Annotated in this window: 10 protein-coding genes; 3 read left to right on the top strand and 7 right to left on the bottom strand. The window is 71.4% G+C overall.

Annotated elements, in window-relative coordinates:
* Positions 1-66 precede the first annotated feature (66 nt).
* The 6 genes from serA to AS97_RS31565 form a co-directional block, all read right to left on the bottom strand.
* On the bottom strand, positions 67-1,668 hold the full coding sequence (gene serA, locus AS97_RS31590; RefSeq protein WP_059144140.1) for a phosphoglycerate dehydrogenase: 1,602 nt from the start codon (positions 1,666-1,668) through the stop codon (positions 67-69).
* A gap of 272 nt (positions 1,669-1,940) precedes the next feature.
* Complete coding sequence (ilvC, locus tag AS97_RS31585) at positions 1,941-2,939, bottom strand: ketol-acid reductoisomerase (protein ID WP_059144139.1); 999 nt, start codon at positions 2,937-2,939, stop codon at positions 1,941-1,943.
* Positions 2,940-3,070: 131 nt separating this feature from the next.
* Positions 3,071-3,595, bottom strand: a complete 525-nt coding sequence (gene ilvN / locus AS97_RS31580; RefSeq protein WP_086710870.1) for an acetolactate synthase small subunit — start codon at positions 3,593-3,595, stop codon at positions 3,071-3,073.
* A gap of 34 nt (positions 3,596-3,629) precedes the next feature.
* Entirely contained in the window at positions 3,630-5,480 is a 1,851-nt protein-coding gene (locus tag AS97_RS31575; protein ID WP_079059370.1) for an acetolactate synthase large subunit, read from the bottom strand.
* A 224-nt stretch (positions 5,481-5,704) separates the two neighbouring features.
* A complete protein-coding gene (locus AS97_RS31570; RefSeq protein WP_059144136.1) occupies positions 5,705-8,626 on the bottom strand; it encodes an EAL domain-containing protein in 2,922 nt (973 codons plus the stop codon).
* Positions 8,627-8,972: 346 nt separating this feature from the next.
* Complete coding sequence (locus AS97_RS31565) at positions 8,973-9,971, bottom strand: 2-hydroxyacid dehydrogenase (protein ID WP_185929972.1); 999 nt, start codon at positions 9,969-9,971, stop codon at positions 8,973-8,975.
* 76 nt (positions 9,972-10,047) lie between these two features.
* Here AS97_RS31565 and AS97_RS31560 point away from each other — a divergent pair, with 76 nt between their 5' ends.
* The 3 genes from AS97_RS31560 (at position 10,048) to AS97_RS31550 (ending at position 12,707) form a co-directional block, all read left to right on the top strand.
* Positions 10,048-11,046 carry an aldo/keto reductase gene (locus AS97_RS31560; RefSeq protein WP_059144134.1) on the top strand — a complete coding sequence of 333 codons (999 nt, stop codon included), beginning with the start codon at positions 10,048-10,050 and terminating at the stop codon, positions 11,044-11,046.
* A gap of 148 nt (positions 11,047-11,194) precedes the next feature.
* Entirely contained in the window at positions 11,195-12,385 is a 1,191-nt protein-coding gene (locus tag AS97_RS31555) for a PQQ-dependent sugar dehydrogenase (protein ID WP_185929973.1), read from the top strand.
* 154 nt (positions 12,386-12,539) lie between these two features.
* The gene (locus AS97_RS31550; protein WP_185929974.1) at positions 12,540-12,707 is read left to right on the top strand and encodes a DUF6191 domain-containing protein; all 168 of its coding nucleotides are present in this window, start codon (positions 12,540-12,542) and stop codon (positions 12,705-12,707) included.
* A 219-nt stretch (positions 12,708-12,926) separates the two neighbouring features.
* On the opposite strand, the gene AS97_RS31545 is transcribed toward AS97_RS31550, so the two are convergent.
* On the bottom strand, positions 12,927-16,082 hold the full coding sequence (locus AS97_RS31545) for a helix-turn-helix transcriptional regulator (protein ID WP_210566081.1): 3,156 nt from the start codon (positions 16,080-16,082) through the stop codon (positions 12,927-12,929).
* Positions 16,083-16,084 lie beyond the last annotated feature (2 nt).

Below are 16,084 nucleotides of genomic sequence, written 5' to 3'. Positions count from 1 at the left end.
CAACGATCTGGGCCCGGCCCCCGCCGAAGCGGGGACCGGGCCCAGATGGGTGACTGCGTATGCGGCTCAGACCAGATTGACCGAGCGGGCCGAGGAGGCGCCGATCTCCTCGGCGATCTCGGTGAGCACCGGCTGCGGAATGGTGTCGTCCACCGTGAGCGCCACCAGCGCGGCACCGCCCGCCGCCGCCCGGGAGACCTGCATCCCGGCGATGTTGATACCCGCCTCGCCCAGGATCCGGCCGAGCGTGCCGACCACACCCGGGCGGTCGGTGTAGCGGAGGAAGGCCATGTGGTCGGCGAGCGCCAGATCCACGTCGTACTCCCCGACCGCGACGATCTTCTGCTGATGCTTGGGACCGGCCAGCGTGCCGGAGATCGAGACCTCCTCGCCATCCGACAGGGTGCCGCGCACGGTCACCACATTGCGGTGCTCGCTCGACTCCGAGCTGGTGGTCAGCCGCACCTCGACACCGCGCTCCTGCGCGAACAGCGGGGCGTTCACATACGACACGGTCTCGTCGACGATGTCCTCGAAGACACCCTTGAGCGCCGACAGCTCCAGCACCTTGACGTCGTGCTGGGTGATCTCGCCGTACACCTCGACATCGAGCCGGACCGCGACCTCGCCCGCGAGTGCGGTGAAGATCCGCCCCAGCTTCTCGGCCAGCGGCAGCCCGGGGCGCACGTCCTCGGCGATGACGCCACCCTGGACGTTCACCGCGTCCGGGACCAGCTCGCCGGCCAGCGCCAGCCGCACCGAGCGGGCGACCGCGATGCCCGCCTTCTCCTGGGCCTCACCGGTGGAGGCGCCCAGATGCGGGGTGACCACCACATTGTCGAACTCGAACAGCGGGGACTCGGTGCACGGCTCCTGGGAGAAGACGTCCAGCCCGGCCCCGGCCACCCGGCCCTCCTTGAGGGCGGCGGCCAGCGCCACCTCGTCCACGATCCCGCCGCGCGCCGCGTTGACGATCCGGACCTCCGGCTTGACCTTGTGCAGCGCCTCGTCGCCGATCAGGCCGACCGTCTCGGGGGTCTTGGGGAGGTGGACGGAGATGAAGTCGGAGACCTCGAGCAGCTCGTCCAGCGAGAGCAGCTTCACGCCCATCTGTGCGGCCCGCGCGGGCTGCACATACGGGTCGTACGCGACGACCTTCATGCCGAAGGCGGACATCCGCTGGGCCACCAGGACGCCGATGCGGCCGAGGCCGACGACGCCGAGGGTCTTCTCGCTCAGCTCCACACCGGTGTACTTGCTGCGCTTCCACTCGCCGTTCTTCAGCGCGGCACTGGCCTGCGGGATGTTGCGGGCCGTGGCCACCAGCAGACCGCAGGCGAGCTCGGCGGCGGTGACGATGTTGGACGTCGGCGCGTTGACGACCATGACGCCGGCCTTGGTGGCGGCCGAGACGTCCACATTGTCCAGGCCGACGCCCGCGCGAGCGACCACCTTCAGCTTCTTCGCCGCGGCGATGGCCTCGGCGTCGACCTTGGTCGCGCTGCGGACGAGGATCGCGTCCACACCGGCGATGGCGGGAAGGAGCTCGGCTCGGTCGGCCCCGTTGCAGTGCCGGATCTCGAAGTCCGGGCCCAGGGCGTCGACCGTCGCCGGAGAGAGCTCTTCGGCGATGAGTACGACAGGTTTACCAGTGGAAGCAGTGCTCACGTGGTCTTCAGTCCTCACTAGTCCTCAGCGGACGGCCGTCCCGACGGCCGCTGGCGGTGAAGGGGTCAGCCGCGTGGAAGACGCACGACGCTGTGAGCCTGACGCGCTTGCTGTTGTTGAGTGTAGTGGCGGTCGGGCCTACGTCATGTGCCGTTGCGGCAGGATCACCCGCACGTGGTGGTGCGCGGTGGACAAAGCGCGAACCGGGTGCGGCGGGGGTTCAGGGGACCCCCGCCGCACCCGGGGCACGGCCGCCGCGCCGCCAGGCGCGGTTACGCCTCCTCGTCCACCCAGCTCATGAGCTTGCGCAGCTCCTTGCCGGTGGTCTCCAGCAGGTGGTTCTCGTCGGCCTTCTTCAGCTCGTTGTACTTCGGCAGACCGGCGTTGTACTCCGCCATCCAGTTCTTGGCGAAGGTGCCGTCCTGGATCTCGCCGAGGAGCTTCTTCATCTCGGCCTTGGTGGAGTCGTTGATGATCCGCGGACCGGAGACGTAGTCGCCCCACTCGGCGGTCTCGGAGATCGACCAGCGCATCTTCTCCAGGCCGCCCTCGTACATGAGGTCCACGATCAGCTTGAGCTCGTGGAGGCACTCGAAGTACGCGATCTCCGGCTGGTAGCCGGCCTCGACCAGGGTCTCGAACCCGGCCTTGACCAGCGCCGAGGTGCCGCCGCACAGGACCGCCTGCTCACCGAAGAGGTCGGTCTCGGTCTCCTCGGTGAAGGTGGTCTTGATGACGCCGGCGCGGGTGCCGCCGATGCCCTTGGCGTACGACAGGGCCAGCTCGAAGCCGTTTCCGGTGGCGTCCTGCTCGACGGCCGCGATACACGGCACGCCGCGGCCCTCCTCGTACTGGCGGCGGACGAGGTGGCCCGGGCCCTTGGGGGCGACCATGCAGACGTCCACATTGGCCGGGGGCTTGATGAAGTCGAAGCGGATGTTGAGGCCGTGCCCGAAGAACAGCGCGTCGCCGTCCTTCAGGTTGTCCTTCACGGACTCCTCGTAGACCTTCGCCTGGATCGGGTCCGGGACCAGGATCATGATCACGTCGGCCTCGGCGGACGCCTCGGCGGGGGTGACCACGCGCAGGCCCTGCTCCTCGGCCTTCGCCTTGGACTTGGAGCCCTCGTGCAGACCGACCCGGACATCGACGCCCGAGTCGCGCAGCGACAGCGCGTGGGCGTGCCCCTGGCTGCCGTAGCCGAGGATTGCGACCTTACGGCCCTGGATGATGGACAGGTCGGCGTCGTCGTCGTAGAACAGCTCGGCCACTTCGGGAATCTCCTAGCGTGTGGGTTGTGCTTCCCACCGTATGACGGGCGGGCAGGTGAAGGTTTCGGGGTCTCGCCATACGGTCCGGCGCGCGGTGCGCGCCGGACCATGATCCCCGCTGGTGGGGCGGGTCAGGCGGACCGCTCGAGCGAGCGCAGGCTCCGGTCGGTGATGGAGCGGGCGCCACGCCCTATGGCGATGGTGCCGGACTGGACCAGCTCCTTGATGCCGTACGGTTCCAGCATCCTGAGCATGGCCTCGAGCTTGTCGCTGCTGCCGGTGGCCTCGATGGTGACGGCCTCCGGGGAGACGTCCACGGTCTTGGCGCGGAACAGCTGGACGATCTCGACGATCTGGGAGCGGGTCTCGTTGTCGGCGCGGACCTTCACCAGGACGAGCTCCCGCTGAATCGCCTGGCCGTCCTCCAGCTCGACGATCTTCAGCACGTTGACCAGCTTGTTGAGCTGCTTGGTGACCTGCTCCAGCGGCAGCTCCTCGACATTGACCACGATGGTGATCCGGGAGATGTCGGGGTGCTCGGTGACGCCGACGGCCAGCGAGTCGATATTGAAGCCGCGGCGGGAGAACAGGGCGGCGATCCGGGCGAGGATGCCGGGGGTGTTCTCCACCAGGACGGAGAGCGTGTGCTTGGACATGGGCTCGGTCTCTCTTCTTCTCTCGGTCCTGGTCTCAGTCGTCTTCGCCGTCGCCGAAGTCCGGGCGGGTGTCGCGCGCCGCCAGGATCTCGTCGTTGGAGGTGCCGGCCGCGACCATCGGCCAGACCATGGCGTCCTCGTGGACGATGAAGTCCACGACCACCGGGCGGTCGTTGATCGCGTTGGCCTTCTCGATCACGGCGTCGAGGTCGGCCGGGTCCTCGCAGCGCAGCCCGACGCAGCCCATGGCCTCGGAGAGCTTCACGAAGTCGGGGACGCGAGTGCCCCCGTTCTGCTGGGCGGGGGTGTCGGGGCCCGAGTGCAGGACCGTGTTGGAGTAGCGCTGGTTGTAGAAGAGGGTCTGCCACTGCCGGACCATGCCCAGCGCGCCGTTGTTGATGATCGCGACCTTGATCGGGATGTTGTTCAGCGCGCAGGTGACCAGCTCCTGGTTGGTCATCTGGAAGCAGCCGTCACCGTCGATCGCCCAGACCGTACGGCCATCGGCACCCGCCTTGGCGCCCATGGCGGCCGGGACGGCGTAGCCCATCGTCCCGGCGCCGCCGGAGTTCAGCCAGGTGGCGGGGGTCTCGTAGTCGATGAAGTGGGCGGCCCACATCTGGTGCTGGCCGACGCCCGCGGCGAAGATCGTGCCCTCCGGCGCCAGCTGCCCGATCCGCTGGATGACCTGCTGCGGGGAGAGGCTGCCGTCGGCGGGCTGGTCGTAGCCGAGCGGGTAGGTCTCCCGCCACCGGTTCAGGTCCTCCCACCAGCCGCTGTAGTCACCGGCGTGGCCCGCGTCGTGCTCGGCCTGGACGGCGACGACCAGGTCCGCGATGACCTCGCGGGCGTCTCCGACAATGGGCACGTCGGCGGCCCGGTTCTTACCGATCTCGGCCGGGTCGATATCCGCGTGGACGACCTTGGCGTACGGGGCGAAGGAGTCCAGCTTGCCGGTGACGCGGTCGTCGAAGCGGGCGCCGAGCGCCACGATCAGATCGGCCTTCTGCAGGGCGGTCACGGCGGCGACGGTGCCGTGCATGCCCGGCATGCCCAGGTGGAGGTGGTGGGTGTCGGGGAAGGCGCCCAGCGCCATCAGGGTGGTGGTGACCGGCGCCCCGGTCAGCTCGGCCAGCACCTTCAGCTCGGCGGTGGCCCGCGCCTTGAGCACACCGCCGCCGATGTACAGCACCGGGCGCTCGGCCTGGGTGATCAGACGGGCGGCCTCGCGGATCTGCTTGGCGTGCGGCTTGGTGACCGGGCGGTAGCCGGGCAGATCGGGCTGCGGCGGCCAGGAGAAGGTGGTCTGTGCCTGGAGTGCGTCCTTGGCGATGTCGACCAGGACCGGGCCGGGGCGGCCGGTGGAGGCGATGTGGAACGCCTCGGCGATCGTGCGGGGGATGTCCTCGGCCTTGGTGACCAGGAAGTTGTGCTTGGTGATCGGCATGGTGATGCCGCAGATGTCCGCCTCCTGGAAGGCGTCCGTACCGATGGCCTTGGACGCCACCTGGCCGGTGATCGCGACGATCGGGACCGAGTCCATATGGGCGTCGGCGATAGGAGTGACCAGGTTGGTGGCGCCGGGGCCCGAGGTGGCCATGCAGACGCCGACCTTGCCGGTGGCCTGGGCGTAGCCGGTGGCGGCGTGGCCCGCGCCCTGCTCATGGCGGACGAGCACATGCCGGACCTTCGAGGAGTCCATCATCGGGTCGTAGGCGGGGAGGATCGCGCCACCGGGAATGCCGAAGACGGTGTCGGCACCCACTTCCTCGAGGGAACGGATGAGGGACTGCGCGCCCGTGACGTGCTCGACGGGGGCGGACTGCGGTCCGCCGCTACGGGGCCGAGGCTGGGGGTGATGGGACCCGGGGGCCTGCTCGGTCATCGGCATTCTCTTCTCGAAGATGAGGTTCGGTGCGGGAGGGTGAGGGCGGGCGGTGCACCGGGTGCCGGTGCAACAAAAAACCCCTCGTGCCGTAAGGCAAGCGAGGGGAGCGCGCCGGTGAGGGTCCGCAGGGCTTCAACAGGCCCTGCTCAGCCGACGCGCTGTCCAAGTACGAGAATTCGGGTGCGCATGGCTCCGACCCTCCCCCCGGCGCATATCGAGTGTCAAGTGGGTGGGACGGGCGTCTCAGTATTTGAGCGGGTCGGCGGGTGGGTGTACGGCTCCGTGCGGCGCGGACCATGGGAGCCGCCATGGCCGGTGTGGCCGCCGTGCCGGATCGGCAGGGCGCCGCCGACGAGCAGCGGCGGCTCCGAGCGCGGGACGGGATAGCCGCCGCGCAGCAGGGCCCGGCGCAGCCGGTGCTCGTCCAGCGGTCCGCTGAAGGCCGCCCCCTGGGCGTGGGTGCATCCCATACCGCGCAGGGTGACGATCTGCTCGGGCAACTCCACCCCCTCTGCGATGGACTGCATTCCGAGGTCTCCGGCGATCCTCAGCAGCCCAGCGGTGATCTTGTGGAGCCGTGAGGACTCGACCACGCCCTCGACCAGCCCGGGGTCCAGTTTCAGCACGTCGATGGGGAGCCTGCGCAGCGCCCTGATCGCGGCATAGCCGCTGCCGAAGCCGTCCAGGGCGATCCGCACCCCCAGGCGGCGCAGCGCGCCGAGGCGGTGCTCGAGCTCGTCGAGCGGCACCCGTGGATCGCTGTCGGTCAGCTCCAGGATCAGCGCGCCGGACGGCAGCCCATGGCGGGCCAGCAGGGTCTCCACGGCCTTGGGCGGCAACGACTTGTCCACCAGCCGGCTCGCGGGGAGCCGTACGCAGACCGGGACCGGGTGGCCGTCGCGGCGCCGCTGGGCGGCCTGCTCGACGGCCGCCTCCAGCATCCAGCGGGACAGCTCGGCGGTGCGGGCCGTGTCCTCACCGCCCCCACGGCCGTTGTCGGCGACCCGGAGGAACTCGGCGGGGGTGAACAGGATCCCCTGGGCCGAGCGCCAGCGGGCCTGCGCCGCGACCGCGGTGATCCGGCCGCTGGTCAGCTCGACGACGGGCTGGTGCAGCAGCACGAACTCCCCGTCGTGCAGGGCGGCACGGAGTCTGGTGGCGACCTCGGCGCGACGCGCCACCTCGGCCTGCATCTGCGGTGCGTACAGCTCGACGCGGTTCTTGCCCGCGGCCTTGGCGCGGTACATCGCCAGGTCGGCGTTGCGCATCAAGGCGCCGGGGCTGGTGCCGGGCTCGGCGAAGGCGACGCCGATGCTGGCGGCCACGCGGACCTCGGTGCCGCCCTCGACCCGGTAGGGCTGGGAGAGCCGGACCCGCAGCCGGTCGGCGATCTCCATGATGCGCTGCTCGCGGGCGCCCACGTCCCCCGCCCCGTCGCCGTCGCCGATGATGAGGGCGGCGAACTCGTCACCCCCGAGCCGGGCCGCACAGTCGCCGGACCCGGACCGCACGGACTCCTGGAGCCGGCGGGCGGCCTGGACGAGCAGTTCGTCACCGGCGTGGTGGCCGACGGTGTCGTTGACCGCCTTGAAGCCGTCAAGGTCGATGAAGAACACGGCGGTGCCGGCGTCCGTACGGCGGCGGCCTCCGACGGCATGCCGGACCCGCCGGGTGAACAGGGCGCGGTTGGGCAGATCGGTGAGCGGGTCGTGCTCGGCGCTGTGCTGCAGCTGGGCCTGGAGCCGGACCCGCTCGGTGACATCGCGGCTGTTGAAGATCAGCCCGCCGTGGTGGCGGTTGATCGTGGACTCCACGTTGAGCCAGTCGCCGGAGCCGGAGCGGAAGCGGCACTCGATGCGCGTCGTGGGCTCCTCGCCCGGTGAGGCGGCCAGGAACCGGCGGACCTCGTGGACCACCGATCCGAGGTCCTCGGGGTGGATGAGGGAGGCCAGCTCGGAGCCGACCATCTCGTCCGCGTCGCGGCCGTAGACCCCGGTGGCGGCCGGGCTGACGTAGCGCAGGATTCCGGTGGGTGCGGCGATCATGATCACATCGCTGGAGCTCTGCACCAGGGAGCGGAAGTGGTTCTCCTTCTCGGCGAGCTCCTGGGTGAGCCTGATGTTGTCCATCAGCATGATCGCTTGTCGGACGACGAGCGCGAGCACGACCGCGCAGGCGGTGGAGAGCACCACCCCGTCGATCGGCCGGCCGTCCATCACGTTGAACAGGACCCCCAGGGTGCAGACGGCGGCGGCGAGATACGGCGCGAGTGCGGCGAGCGAGCCCGCGATGGGGACGCTCTGCTGCGCGGGACGGCGCGCCGCCGGCGGCTCCTGGCCGGCCTCGCGGCGGGCCACCCACGGGGCGTAGGCCAGCAGCGCGGAGCCGGCGAACCATCCGGCGTCGAGTATCTGCCCGGAGCGGTAGTGCTCGCGCAGCAGCGGTGAGGTGAACAGCGCGTCGCACAGCACGGTGAGCGCGAAGGCGGCGATGGCCGTGTTGACCGCGGAGCGGTTGCCCGTCGAGCGCCGGAAGTGGAGCACGATCACCATGCTGACGAGCACGATGTCCAGCAGCGGATAGGCGAGCGCCAGGGCCCCGCGGGCCACGGAGGCGCCGTCCCCGCCGAACTGCCCGGTGTGGGCGAGCGCGAGGCTCCAGGAGAGGGTCACCAGCGATCCGGCGATCAGCCAGGCGTCCAGCCCCAGGCAGATCCACCGGGCCCGGCTGGTGGGGCGCTTGGCGAGCACCAGCATCCCGACGATGGCGGGCGGGGCGAAGAGCAGGAAACAGAAGTCGGCGGCGGACGGGGTCGGTACGGGGCGGCCGAGCACCACCTCGTACCAGCCCCATACGGCGTTCCCCAGCGCGGCCATGGCCGAGGAGGCGGCGAACAGCAGCCAGGCCGGGCGCAGTCGACCGGCATGCAGGCGGCCGTGCCACAGACAGGACACCGCGGCGGCGAGCGCTGCCGCGCACAGCCCGAAGTCACCCATGAACAGGGCGAGTTGGCTCGATCCCCAGCCGAGGATCGCACCCGCCGCATAGCCGCCGCAGACCAGGGCCAGGACCACTTGCGGCAACAGCCCGGCACCTCCGCCGGAGACCGACGGCCGCGCGAGCACCGCTCCCGTGGCGCTCACTGGACTGCCATCCACTGCGTGGCGGACCACTGGCGCCGCGGGGCCCCCGGGAGCGATATCCCCGTGGGCCTGCTCGAGTTGGAGATCCGCGCGGCTGCGCGGAAATGTCGCGGTCGACGCCTGAGCTGCGTCGGGTTGTCGGTCCATCGGCCATACATCGCCCGTCGCCCCCCTCGAGTTCCGGTCCATCGCTGACGCCGTCAGGTCAGTGGCGCAGCCCCCGCTCGGGACGATACACCAGACTGGTCACTCAGGGACATAGGCCATCTACGGTCCGTAACCGACTACGGCGTTGTATATACGCAGTGGAGTCAATCGGTGCCTGTATGTGCTGCCAGAGGCATGTCTACCCCGTCGTGGCGACGAGATGTGCCAGCGACTCGCCGCGTGCGAAGCGGTTCAGCTGATCCCTCAACAGCCGCTTGGCGCGCGGGAGGAAGGCCGACGTGGGGCCGCCCACATGAGGGGAGATGAGCACCCCTGGAGCGTGCCACAGCGGATGCCCGGCGGGCAGTGGTTCGGGGTCGGTCACATCGAGCGCGGCCCGCAGCCGGCCCGACTCCACCTCGGTGAGCAGGGCCTTGGTGTCCACGACCCCACCACGGGAGACGTTCACCAGCAGCGCCCCGTCCTTCATGCGCGACAGGAACTCCGCCCCGGCCAGGCCGCGGGTGGCCTCGGTGAGCGGGGTCACCAGCACCACCACATCGGCTTCCGGAAGCAATCGGGGCAGTTCGTCGATCGGATGCACCGGGCCGCGCTCGGTCGTGCGCGGGGAGCGCGCGACGCGCGCCACCCGCTCGCACTCAAAGGGCACAAGCCGGTCCTCGATCGCGCTGCCGATGGCCCCGTAGCCGACGATCAGTACGGACTTGTCGGCGAGCGCCGGGCGGAAGCCGGAGCGCCACTCCTCGGCGTCCTGGCCCCGGACGAAGTCGGGGATACCGCGCAGCGAGGCCAGGATGAGGGTGAGGGCGAGCTCGGCGGTGCTCGCGTCGTGCACCCCGCGTGCGTTGCACAGCCGCACCCCGGGCGCGAGATCCGCCAGCGCGGGCTTGATGTGGTCTATTCCGGCGGTGAGGGTCTGCACCACCCGCAGGTTGGTCATGGCCGGCAGCGGACGGGTGCACACCTGCGGCGGCTTCATGTACGGGACGCAGTAGAACGCGCAGCGCGCCGGATCGGTGGGGAAGTCGGGGCCGCCGTCCCAGTGGGCGTATTCGAGGGTGTCGGGCAGGCCGTCGATCTCCTCGGGCGGGATGGGCAGCCACACCAGGTCGCGCGCTTCGGATGAACCCTGAGTCGCATCGTGCTGGCGGAACGTATCGCTGTGCTCTGCACTCATGCCAGGAGGCTATGCGATCACCGGCGGCCTGTAGAGGTTAGTTTGGGGTCCGAGGGAACGGGAGGGGTCAGGCGAGGTGAAGCGCAGGAAAATCGGAGCGGCGGCGCTCGAAGTGGGTGCGATCGGCCTGGGATGCATGCCGATGAGCTGGGCGTACACCGCTTCGCAGCGCAGTGGCGAGACTTCGGTGCGCGCCGTGCACACCGCTCTCGACTCGGGCGCGAGCCTGCTGGACACCGCGGACATGTACGGCCCCTTCACCAATGAGCTGCTGGTGGGGCGAGTGCTCAAGGAGCGGCGGGCGGACGCCTTCGTGTCCACCAAATGCGGACTGCTGGTGGGCGAGCAGCACATCGTGGCCAACGGGCGGCCCGGCTATGTGAAACGGGCCTGCGACGCCTCGCTGCGCCGGCTGCAGACGGATGTGATCGACCTTTACCAGCTGCACCGGGCCGACCCGGAGGTGCCCATAGAGGAGACCTGGGGCGCGATGGCGGAGCTGGTCGCGGCAGGGAAGGTGCGGGCGCTGGGGCTGTGCGCCGTGGGTGCGCGGGCGCAGCGGAGGTCGGGCGCGCGGATGCACGACGCCACGGTGCGCCAGCTGGAGCGGGTCCAGCAGGTCTTTCCGGTCAGCTGTGTACAGGCGGAGCTGTCGGTGTGGTCGCCCGATGCGCTGGAGGCGCTGGTGCCGTGGTGCGCCTCGCGCGGGGTGGGCTTCCTGGCGGCGATGCCGCTCGGCAACGGCTTCCTGAGCGGGACGCTGACCCCGGGGCAGGGCTTCGAACCGGACGACACGCGGGCCCGGCATCCGCGGTTCACGGCGGAGATGATGGCCGCGAACCAGCCGATCGTGGCCGGTCTGCGACGGGTCGCCCAGCGGCACGGGGACGAGGTGACCCCGGCGCAGGTGGCCCTGGCCTGGCTGCTGGCGCAGGGGCCGCATGTGGTGCCGGTGCCGGGAACGAAGCGGGCGCGGTGGGCGGCGGAGAACTGCGCTGCGGCCGATGTGCCGCTCTCGCACGAGGACCTCGCGGAGATCGCGGAGCTGCCGCCGGCGCGGGGGTCATGGGACTGAGGTGCCGCGGGCGGGCGGCCGGAGGGCACCTGGTCCGGGTGCGCGCCTGGTCCGGATGCACGCCTGGTCCGGGTCCGGTCCGGGGAGGGGAACCCGGCGCGGCGCAGCGGTGTATAAGAATCAGTGCCGTGCCGCGGCACACGTGCCCATGGAGAGGAATCCGACCGTGCGACGTCCTCGCGTGACCTCTGTACTCGCCGCCGCTGCCGCGGTGTTGCTCGTGGCGGGCTGCTCGTCCGACGGCGACAGCATCACCAGACCGGGCGGCCGCTCGTCCGCGCCCTCGAAGCCGGGCGGCGGGGGCTCCTCGGGCGCGCCCTCGCCGACGGAGTCCGCGGCGCCCGCGAAGGGCTCGGTGAAGGTGGTGCGCACGCTCACCACGAAGCTGGACTCCCCCTGGGGGCTCGCGCCGCTGCCCGGCGGGGATCTGCTGGTCTCCTCGCGGGACACCGGGAAGATCTTCACGGTCTCGGCGGACACGGGGAAGAAGACCGAGGTGGGGTCCGTCCCGGGCGTCGCCGCCGCCGGTGAGGGCGGGCTGCTGGGGCTGGCGGTCTCCTCCGACTTCGGCGCGGACCACATGGTCTACGCGTACTTCACCACCGACTCGGACAACCGCATCGTCCGCATGGTGTATGACGACAAGCGCCCCGCGGGCGATCAGCTGGGCGCCCCGGACACGATCTTCAAGGGCATCCCCAAGGGCACGATCCACAACGGCGGCCGCATCGCCTTCGGCCCGGACAAGATGCTCTACGCGGGCACGGGAGAGAGCGGTGACCGCGGGCTCGCCCAGGACATGGACTCCTTCGGCGGCAAGATCCTGCGGATGACTCCGGACGGCGAGCCCGCGCCCCGCAATCCGGACGCCCAATCGGTCGTCTACTCCTGGGGTCACCGCAATGTGCAGGGCCTGGCCTGGGATGCGGACAAGCGGCTGTGGGCCTCCGAGTTCGGCCAGGACACCTGGGACGAGCTCAACCCGATCGAGCCGGGCAAGAACTACGGCTGGCCGGAGGTCGAGGGCCGAGCGGGTAAGAAGGGCTTTGTCGATCCGGTCGAGCAGTGGAAGCCCAAGGACGCCTCGCCGAGCGGAATCGCCTTCGCCAAGGGCTCGATCTGGATGGCGGGGCTGCGCGGTGAGCGGCTGTGGCGCATTCCGCTGAAGGGCGACAAGCCGGTGGCGAAGCCACAGTCGTTCCTGGACGGGAAGTACGGACGGCTGCGCAGCGTGGTGGCGGCGGACGACGGGGGGCTGTGGCTGACGACGAGCAATACCGATGGGCGTGGCAAGCCGGGCAAGCAGGACGACCGGATCCTGCGGCTGGAGGTCCGCTGAGGGGAGCGTGAGGTCCGCTGAGCGGAGAGAGTCCGCCGAGCGGGCGGCGAACCGGCCGATCCTGCCACCGAGTTCGGGTGGACATGTCGCGGCGTGCCCGTTCTGTGAGCGGTCTGCCTACACTGGCAGCAGCCGCACGCCTACGGGGGTCGTCATGTTCAACCTCATCGAGGAACTGTTCGCACCCGGCCGCAAGCACACCGAGGAAGAGCGCAACCGGCTGGAGTACACGCTCGACGAGACGGGCAGCAGCGACCCGGGGAAGGGCCCTGTGGACCTCGACTCCGGCCGGGTGGTGATCCGCCCCCGCCAAGAGGGCTGACCCGGCAGACGGTCAGCGCGCAGCGCGGGTTGTGAGCGCCGCCGCGTCCGGTCAGCGCGCGCGTCCGGTCAACGCCCCGTGCGTCCTGTTAGCGCGCATCCCATCAAGCGTGCGCATCGCGTCAGCACCTCCATGCGTCCGGTCAACGCCCCGCGAATTTCGTCAGGGCTCGTCCCGTTACTGCCCAGTACGTCCTGTCGGCATGCGCATCCCGTCAGCTCAGCGCGCCCCCGCGCCGTCGGTCAGGCCGTCGACCAGCCGCAGCCGATGGGCCACGGCGGCCGCCTCGCCCCGGCTCGAGACGCCCAGCTTGGCCAGGATGTTGGAGACATGGACGCTCGCCGTCTTGGGCGAGATGAAGAGTTCCTCGGCGATCTGGCGATTGCTGCGCCCCGCGGCGACCAGCCGCAGCACATCCCGCTCCCGGGGTGTCAGCCCCAGCTCCTCGGCCGGATCGACGGGCTTGGCGGACTCGGCGGCAGGGACCGGAGAGCCCGGGGCCCGGGCACCCGGGGCCGGAGAGCCCGGGGCCGGGGGCAGTGCGGGGGCGCGGGGCAGGGACGCGTCGAGCACGGGGCGGGTCGCGGCGGACGCCAGGGGCAGCCGGGCGCGCCGGGCCAGCAGCTCGATCTCCTCGCGCAGCGGGCGGGCGCCCAGCCAGTCGGCCACGGCATGTGCCTGGACGAGCAGTTCGGCGGCGTGCTCGCGATCGGCCTGGGCCGAGGTGCCCTGGCCCGGGGCGAGCAGCGCCTCCGCCCAGCGGTGACGGGCGCGGGCCAGCGGATACGGGCGGTCCAGGGCGGCGAAGGCGTCCGTGGCCTCGGCCCAGAGGTCGGGCCGGTCCCGGCCCTCGGCGCGCTCCAGTTCGGCCTGGAGCATCGCCGCGTAGGCCCGCCATACCGGCACGGGCTGCGCCACCCGCTTCGCGGCGGCCCGGAGGCGGGCCAGCGCCTCGCCCCGGCCCGGCTCGGCCGTGGGCAGTCCGCGCGCGGCCGATTCGGCCGCGGCGGCCGTGTACAGCAGCGGCCAGGCGTAGCGCTGCATCCCGGTCGGGAAGCCGGCCTCCACGACCTGGTCCAGCACGGCCCGGACCTCCAGGATCCGGCCGCGCGCCGCCGCGAGTTCGATGCCCCTGCCCGCGGCCTGGAGGGTGTACTGCGGTTCGGGGTCGTGGGCGCCATAGTGCTCGCGGGCGGCTGCCAGCTCGCGCTCGGCGGTGTCCCATTCGCCGCGCGCCAGCGCCAGTTGGGCCAGCCGGTTGGCGGCGGTGCCCCGCGGCTTGGTGCCGAGGGCGAGCCGCCGGGTCTTCAGGGCCGCCACCTGCGCCTCGTCCCAGCGGCCCAGGGAGAACAGCGACTCGGCCAGATTCCCGTACACCCAGGCCCGGGAGTCCACCAGGCCGACGCGGTCCAGGATCCGGGCGCCCTCCTCGGCGGTCTCCACCGCCTCGGCCGACCGGCCGACCCCCTCCAGCGCCGAGGCGAGATTGACATAACACCGCCCCAGGACGCTGATGTCGCCGAGGGCCACGGCCCGTCGGCAGACCTCGCGCATCTCGGCCAGCCCGCGCTCGGTGTCGCCGGAGTCACCGGTGAAGTAGCCCAGCGTCAGCCGGGCGTTCAGCTCCGTGCTCTCGACGCCGACCATCCGGGCCAGCTCCACCGCCCGTTCGGCGGCCGCCAGGCCCTCCGGCCCGGGCCGATGCGTCATCGTCCAGCCCGCCACCTGCGCCATGACGTCGGCGTGCACGGGGGACGGCGGCAGCCCGCGCACCAGCTCCTGGGCACGGCTCAGCTCCGCCCAGCCGTCCCCGCGTGCCAGGCCCTCCATCAGCTTGGCCTGCTGGGTCCAGAACCAGGCGGCCCGCAAGGGGTCATGATCGCTTCCGTCCAGCGCCCGCAGTGCCCGCTTGGCGACGGCCAGCGCCCGCTCCCGCTGCCCGGACATATGCGCGGCCACCACCACCTCGGCGAGCAGATCGAGCTGGCGCAGCGCCTGGTCCTCACAGCCGCGGGCGGGGTACACCTCGGCGTAGTCCACGGGCCGCTGCGCCTCCCGTATCTCCTCGGGGGCGTCCTCCCACAGCTCCATGGCCCGCTCCAGCAGCCGCAGCTGCTCCGCGTGGGCGTACCGCCGCCGGGCCTCGACGGACGCCTGGAGCACGGCGGGCAGGGCCTTGGCGGGGTCGTGTGCGTGGTACCAGTAGCTGGCCAGCCTGGCTGCCCGCTCATCGGCCCGCACCAGCGCGGGCTCGGCCTCCAGGGCCTGTGCGAAGCGCCGGTTGAGCCGGGAGCGCTCCCCGGGCAGCAGATCGTCGACGACGGCCTCGCGCACCAGCGCATGCCGGAAGCGGTAGCCGCTGTCGTCGGCCGTGGGGCGCAGGATGTTCGCCCCGACCGCGGCCCGTAGCGCGTCGATCAGCTCGTCCTCGCCCAGCCGGGCGACCGCCCGCAACAGTTCGTACTCCACGGAGGAGCCGCCCTCGGCGAGGATCCGCACCACCCCCTGGGCCTCCTCGGGCAGCGCCTCGACCCGCACCAGCAGCAGATCGCGCAGGGATTCGCTGAGCCCGGTGCTGCAGCCCTCGTTGAGGGAGCGGGCGATCTCCTCCACGAAGAAGGCGTTGCCGTCGCTGCGCTTGAAGATCCGGTCGACCAGGTCGCGCTCCGGCTCGGCGCCGTTGATCCCGGTGAGCTGGGCGTGCACCTCGCCCCGGGTGAAGCGGGACACCTCGATGCGCCGCACCTCGCGCATCCGGTCCACCTCGGCGAGGAAGGGGCGCAGCGGATGGCGGCGGTGGATGTCGTCGGAGCGGTAGGTGGCCACGACCAGCAGGCGGGCGCTGAGCAGCGAGCGGAAGAGATAGCCGAGGAGTTCGCGGGTGGAGCGGTCGGCCCAGTGCAGATCCTCGATGGCGACGACGAGCGTGCGCTCCGCGGCCAGCCGCTCCAGCAGCCTTACGGTGAGTTCGAACAGCCGGGCCCGGCCGTCCCCGTCGTGTGACGCGCGGTCGGTCTCGCCCAACTCGGGCAATAGCCGGGCCAGTTCGCCCTCCTGCCCGGCGGCGGCCCCGTCCAGCTCGGTGCCCAGTTTGCGGCGCAGTGAGCGCAGCACCGTGGACACGGGCGCGAACGGCAGCCCGTCGGCCCCCATTTCCACACAGCCGCCGACCGCCGCGACGGCCCCCGCGGCCACGGCCGAGGCCAGGAACTCGTCGATGAGCCGGGTCTTGCCGACCCCCGCCTCCCCACCGACCAGCAGCACCTGCGGCTCGCCCGCGGTGGCGCGGGCCAGCGCGTCCTCGAGGGTGGCCAGCTCCTGGGCGCGACCGACGAACACCGGGCTGACAGACGTGGTGAACACGTCGTCGAGCATCG

It is taken from the genome of Streptomyces sp. AgN23 (genome assembly GCF_001598115.1).
Taxonomy (GTDB): domain Bacteria; phylum Actinomycetota; class Actinomycetes; order Streptomycetales; family Streptomycetaceae; genus Streptomyces; species Streptomyces antimycoticus.
The sequence above is the reverse complement of the archived record's forward strand: the minus strand, read 5'-3'. Positions and strand labels throughout refer to the sequence as shown.

Coding starts and splice junctions, on each gene's coding strand:
- AS97_RS31575 (WP_079059370.1), bottom strand. CDS start 5,480: ATGACCGAGCAGGCCCCCGGGTCCCATCACCCCCAGCCTCGGCCCCGT.
- AS97_RS31565 (WP_185929972.1), bottom strand. CDS start 9,971: ATGAGTGCAGAGCACAGCGATACGTTCCGCCAGCACGATGCGACTCAG.
- ilvN (WP_086710870.1), bottom strand. CDS start 3,595: ATGTCCAAGCACACGCTCTCCGTCCTGGTGGAGAACACCCCCGGCATC.
- AS97_RS31545 (WP_210566081.1), bottom strand. CDS start 16,082: ATGCTCGACGACGTGTTCACCACGTCTGTCAGCCCGGTGTTCGTCGGT.
- AS97_RS31555 (WP_185929973.1), top strand. CDS start 11,195: ATGGAGAGGAATCCGACCGTGCGACGTCCTCGCGTGACCTCTGTACTC.
- AS97_RS31550 (WP_185929974.1), top strand. CDS start 12,540: ATGTTCAACCTCATCGAGGAACTGTTCGCACCCGGCCGCAAGCACACC.